Origin of the sequence: Bradyrhizobium sp. 31Argb, assembly GCF_043638955.1 — a bacterium.
GTDB lineage: Bacteria > Pseudomonadota > Alphaproteobacteria > Rhizobiales > Xanthobacteraceae > Bradyrhizobium.
On the sequence record NZ_JBEGDB010000382.1, the window covers coordinates 1 to 5,838 of the forward strand.

A 5,838-nucleotide genomic window follows, 5' to 3' on the forward strand; every position below is an offset into this window, starting at 1 on the left:
CTTGGCCGGTGGCCACCGGCCAAGACGCTAAATCGCTTCCATCGCACAAATCATGCCCGTGCAGATACAAGGGGGCGTTGGCGTGTGGTTTCGGTTGCCTGCTGGTCTCGGCGCGCACACGGCCGCCGTGGCGGCGATCCTGGCTAGCCTGTGTCTGTCGACCGTAGCGGCGCATGCGCAATGCGTGCCCGATCCGGCAACGAGCGGGGCGACTGTCACCTGCAGCGGCCTCGTCCCCAGCGGTTTTGAAGCCGGCGCCGGCGTCAACAGTCTCACGGTCAACGTGCAGTCGGGAGCGACCGTTGGCGACAACGGCATAGCGGCGATCGGCCTCAACGACTCCAATACCGTCATCAATAACGGTACGCTTTCCGCTGCACCAGGAAGCACCGGCATCTTCGCGGGCCAGAACAACACGATCACCAACGCCGCGACCGGCTCCATCACGGTCGGCAACTTCGGCAACGGTATCTTCGTCGCAGGCAACAGCACGGTGACCAACGCCGGCACGATCACGACAGGCTTCACCTCTTCGCCCACGGCCGGCATCTTCGCGATCAACGACAACAACACCATCACCAACACTGCGGGCGCCAGCATTACGGTCGGCCACGACGCCGCGGGCATTGCTGTGCAGGGCAACAACGCGGTGATCAGCAACGCCGGCTCGATCACATCAGACGATTTCGGCATGGCTATCATCGCAGCCGGCGACAACACGAAGATCACCAACAGCGGCACGATCAACGTCGGCATGTTGGGCTATGGCATTATCTCGTTCCCGCTCTCCCTCGGCGCGTCCGGCACCATCACCAACACAGGCAGCATCGTCGGCGGCGACAGCACCACAGGCATCTTCGCGGTCGGCGATTCCCTCACCGTCACAAACGCGGGCACGATCACCGTCGGAAACAACGCGCCGGCCGCCGGCATCGAAGTCTCGACTGCCGGGTCTGCCGGCAGCAATCAGGTCGTCAACACCGGGACCATCAATGTCGGTAGCGACGCCGTCGGCATCGTGGTCAACGGTGGCGGCTCCGTCTTCAATTCGGGCACCATCAACGCCGCCACCGGTTTCGCTGCGATCGAGTTCTGCGGCTGCGGTTTCGGCACCCCCAATGTGCTGACGCTCGGCCCGGGCAGCGTCATCCACGGCCTGGTGTTCGGCAACGGCGGCGACACCTTCCAGCTCGGCGGCACCGGTACCGGCACGTTCGACCTCAGCCTGATCGGACCGGGAAATCAGTATGATGGCTTCTCGACCTTCAACAAGGTCGACAGCTCGAAATGGACCGTGACTGGCACCGGCGCGCAGGACTGGAATGTGCTCGGCGGCACGCTCGCAGTCGATGGCGTCATCAACGGCAGCGTGGCGGTCAGCGCCGGCGGCGTGCTCTCGGGCGTCGGCACGGTCGGCAACACCGCGATCGCGAGCGGCGGCGCGTTCATGCCGGGCAATGCGGTGCCGGGTGCTTCCACCACCGTTGCCGGCAATCTCGCACTGCAGTCCGGCGCGCTCTATCTGGTGCAGCTCAGCTCCACCACGTCCTCCTTCGCCCATGTGACCGGCACGGCTACGCTCGCCGGTTCGGTCGGCGCCAGCCTTTCGCCCGGCAGCTCGGTTTCGAAGCGGCCCTATACGATCCTGACCGCGGATGGCGGCCTTGGCGGGACGACATTCGGCGGCCTCAATGTGGCCGGCCTGCCGGGCGGCCTGACGGCGGCGCTGAGCTATGACGCGACCAATGTCTATCTGACGTTCGGTCTCGACTTCGGCGCCGGGTCCAATCTCAACATCAATCAGCACAACGTCGCTGGCGCGCTGACCAACTTCTTCAATGCCAATGGCAGCATTCCCTTGCCGTTCGCATCGCTGACGCCGGCCGGCTTGACGCAAGCCTCGGGCGAGGTGGCGACGGGATCGCAGCAGGCGACCTTCAACGCGATGAACCTGTTCCTGGGATTGCTGACCGATCCGTTCATCGCCGGCCGCAACGGCGGCCTCAGTGACGGCGCGGGCGCAATGCCCTTCGCCGATATGGACGGCGCCAACGCCTACGCCTCAACCCGCATGGCGCGCAGCAAGCGCGAACGCGATGCCTACGCCGCCGTCTATCGCAAGGCACCCGCCGCGCCGCCGGGCTTCGACCCGCGCTGGAGGGTGTGGGCTGCAGGCTTTGGCGGTTCGCAGACCACGGACGGCAACGCCGTGCTCGGCTCGAACAACGCGAGCAGCAGCGTCTATGGCACCGCTGTCGGTTTCGACTATCGCGTCTCGCCGTCGCTGCTCGCGGGCTTTGCGCTTGCCGGCGGCGGCACCAATTTCAGCGTCAACGGCCTGGGCTGGGGCCGCTCCGACCTGTTCCAGGCCGGCGCATTCGCGCGCACCACCACGGGCCCGGCCTATCTCTCCGCCGCATTCGCCTATGGCTGGCAGGACGTCACCACGGACCGCTTCGTCACCGTCGCAGGTGTCGATCACCTCCGCGCCGAGTTCAACGCCAACACCTATTCTGGCCGGCTCGAAGGCGGTTATCGCTACGCCACGCCGTGGCTGGGCCTCACGCCCTATGCGGCGGCGCAGGTGACGACCTTCGACCTGCCGAACTATGCCGAGGCCGTGGTCTCCGGAGCCAGCACCTTTGCGCTGAACTACACCGCCAAGAGCGTCACCGACACGCGCACCGAGCTCGGCCTGCGCGCGGACAAATCCTTCGCCGTGGAGGACGGAATAGTGACGCTGCGCGGCCGCGCCGCCTGGGCGCATGACTTCAACCCGGACCGTGCCGCGAGCGCCGTGTTCCAGACGCTGCCGGGCGCAGCCTTCGTCGTCAACGGCGCGGCGCAGGCGCATGATTCCGCGCTCACCACGGCATCGCTGGAGATGAAGTGGCTGAACGGCTGGTCCGCGGCCGGAACCTTCGAAGGCGAATTCTCCGGCATCAGCCAATCCTACGCCGGCAAGGGCGTGGTGCGCTTTTCCTGGTAGCCAGAAAGCGTAGGGTGGGCAAAGCGCAGCGTGCCCACCATCCACGGTCGGTGCAAGAAAGGTGGGCACGCTGCGCTTTGCGCACCCTACAACGCGTTCCGTCAGAACGCTGCCGGAACGTACATCTCCGGCGGGATCGGGCCGCGGTGATAGTCGGGATTGCGGACGCGCGGCGGCAGCGCAACCGCGATGTGCTGCACCGATTGATACGGAATCTGGCTGAGCAGATGCGAGATGCAGTTCAGCCGGGCGCGCTTCTTGTCCACGGCATCGACGATCCACCACGGCGAGTCGGGCAGGTGGGTGTGCTCCAGCATCGTCTCCTTGGCCTTGGTGTACTGCTCCCACCGCGACCGCGCCTCGACGTCCATCGGGCTCAGCTTCCACTGCTTCAGCGGATCCTGGATCCGCATCGTGAAGCGGAATTGCTGCTCGTCGTCGGTGATCGAGAACCAGTATTTGATCAGGATGGTGCCGGAGCGGATCAGCATGCGCTCGAACTCCGGCACCGACTTGAAGAATTCCTGGTATTGCTCGTCGGTGCAGAAGCCCATCACACGCTCGACGCCGGCGCGGTTGTACCAGCTACGGTCGAACAGCACGATCTCGCCGCCGGCCGGCAGATGCGCGACATAGCGCTGGAAGTACCATTGGGTCCGCTCCCGCTCGCTTGGTGCCGGTAGCGCCGCGACGCGGCAGATGCGCGGGTTGAGGCGCTGGGTGATGCGCTTGATCACGCCGCCCTTGCCGGCGGAGTCGCGGCCCTCGAACAGGATCACGACCTTCTTCTTCTCGTGCTGCACCCAGTCCTGCAGCTTCACGAGCTCGCCCTGCAGCCGTAGCAATTCCCGGAAATAGAGTTTGCGATCGAGCACAGGCAGGCCCGCCCGTGCAGCGTCGTCGAGATCGTCCAGCCGCATATCGTCGAGTTCGAGCTCGAGTTCCTCGTCGAGATTGTCGGCGATTTCCTGGTTGATGCGCTCGCGCAGGGCGGCTTCGTCGATCGGAGTGGATGTGGTCATGGAGTGCTGTCTCTCGGCTGCTCACAGTCGGGATGTGGAGTGCCGGAATTGACGATGCTTGTGTGACATCGGAATGACGAGCGTCTCACACTGGCGTCGCAGGCGTGCTAAGAAGCTCCGCTGTTGCCCGTCATGCCCCGCGAAGGCGGGGCATCCAGTAAACGCTGGCGCTTGTGGCTTGGCCGAGAGGCTGGCGTTTACTGGATCGTCCGCCTGCGCGGACGATGACGGCGGAGTGGGAGCGGCGACTGAGGGAGCCTCAGCCGTTGTTGCTGGCCAAAAACGAAAAGGATGGGAGATAGCCTAATGATCACGCTGACTGCCAAAGACATCCTGCCGGAGGACGGCACCAACGGCACGCTGGTCGGGCGCGTCTGGTTGCCACGGCGTGACGGACCTGCCGTGGTCGCCGTGCGCAGCGACGGTGTGTTCGATGTGACCGCGCGCTTTCCGACCGTCAGCGCATTGTGCGAGGAGAGCGATCCGGCCGCCGTGCTGCGCACCATCAAGGGCGAGCCGCTCGGCGAGCTCGACAGCATTGCGGCCAACACGCCGCCGGATCGCCGCGATCGGCAAAAGCCGTGGCTGCTCGCGCCGCTCGATTTGCAGGTGTTGAAGGCCGCCGGCGTCACCTTCGCCATTTCGATGCTGGAGCGCGTGATCGAGGAGCGGGCACGCGGCAATCCCGCTTCCGCCGAGGCCATCCGCAAAGAGGTGGTGCGGCTGGTCGGCGACGATTTCTCCAAGCTCAAGCCCGGATCGGAGGAGGCGATGCGGCTGAAGCAGGTGCTGATAGAGCAGCAGGCCTGGAGCCAGTACCTGGAGGTCGGCATCGGCCCCGACGCGGAGGTCTTCACCAAGGCACCGGTGTTGTCCTCGGTCGGGACCGGCATGGATGCCGGGTTGCATCCGAAATCGACCTGGAACAATCCGGAGCCGGAGGTCGTGCTCGTCATCTCGAGCCGCGGCAACATCGTCGGCGCCACGCTTGGCAACGACGTCAACCTGCGCGATTTCGAGGGACGCTCGGCGCTGCTGCTCTCCAAGGCCAAGGACAACAACGCCTCCTGCGCCGTCGGCCCGCTGCTCCGCCTGTTCGACCGCAGCTTCTCGCTCGACCGTGTGCGCAACATGGATGTCGGCCTGACCGTGAAAGGACTGGACGGCTTCGTCCTCGAAGGCCACTCGTCGATCAGCAAGATCAGCCGCGATCCGACCGACCTCGTGGCGCAGACCATCGGACCGGTCCATCAATATCCTGATGGCTTTGCGCTTTTCCTCGGCACCATGTTCGCGCCCGTAAAAGACCGCGATGCGCCGGGCCAGGGCTTTACCCACAAGCGCGACGACATCGTCACGATTGCAGCACCCGAGCTCGGCAAGCTCGTCAACCGCATGCGCTCAAGCGACGAATGCGAACCCTGGACGTTTGGTATCTCCGCATTGATGAAGAGCCTCGCAGTCCGTGGTTCGTAGTCCGTAGGGTGGGTTAGCGAAGCGTAACCCACCACTTCTCGAGCCTCAAACTCCGCCGTCATTCCGGGGCGTGCGCAGCGCGAACCCGGAATCCATTTCACCACGTGTTCTGCGGCTGGATGGATTCCGGGCTCGATGCTTCGCATCGCCCCGGAATGACAGCCCCGTCATTGCGAGCCAACGGGTCGCGCGAACGCGCGCCCGGTTGGCTCGCAATGACGATGTGGATGCAATGGGTGCGACATAACAACCCGACGGGCAAATCAGCAAAAATCTGTCCAGCCCTCGCGCAAAAAACATTCCGCTTTCGCCGTCGGGCAAATCAGTGATTTAACTCCGCGCGTCTCACCC

General features: G+C 64.9%; 3 protein-coding genes. 2 read left to right on the plus strand and 1 reads right to left on the minus strand.

The features are described 5' to 3' along the window. Nucleotides 1–52: 52 nt before the first annotated feature. Nucleotides 53–2,989, plus strand: coding sequence for an autotransporter domain-containing protein (locus tag AAFX91_RS38010; protein WP_394569910.1), 2,937 nt, complete (start codon nt 53–55; stop codon nt 2,987–2,989). A 101-nt stretch (nt 2,990–3,090) separates the two neighbouring features. Here the strand turns inward: AAFX91_RS38010 and ppk2 are convergent, their stop codons facing one another. Beyond that, nucleotides 3,091–4,011 (minus strand): polyphosphate kinase 2, encoded by a 921-nt coding sequence (gene ppk2 / locus AAFX91_RS38015; protein ID WP_130579550.1) that lies wholly within the window; start codon nt 4,009–4,011, stop codon nt 3,091–3,093. 306 nt (nt 4,012–4,317) lie between these two features. On the opposite strand from ppk2, the gene AAFX91_RS38020 reads away from it, so the two are divergent. Next, nucleotides 4,318–5,487 carry a fumarylacetoacetate hydrolase family protein gene (locus AAFX91_RS38020; RefSeq protein ID WP_130579549.1) on the plus strand — a complete coding sequence of 390 codons (1,170 nt, stop codon included), beginning with the start codon at nt 4,318–4,320 and terminating at the stop codon, nt 5,485–5,487. Nucleotides 5,488–5,838: the final 351 nt, after the last annotated feature.

Coding starts and splice junctions, on each gene's coding strand:
- AAFX91_RS38010 (WP_394569910.1), top strand. CDS start 53: ATGCCCGTGCAGATACAAGGGGGCGTTGGCGTGTGGTTTCGGTTGCCT.
- ppk2 (WP_130579550.1), bottom strand. CDS start 4,011: ATGACCACATCCACTCCGATCGACGAAGCCGCCCTGCGCGAGCGCATC.
- AAFX91_RS38020 (WP_130579549.1), top strand. CDS start 4,318: ATGATCACGCTGACTGCCAAAGACATCCTGCCGGAGGACGGCACCAAC.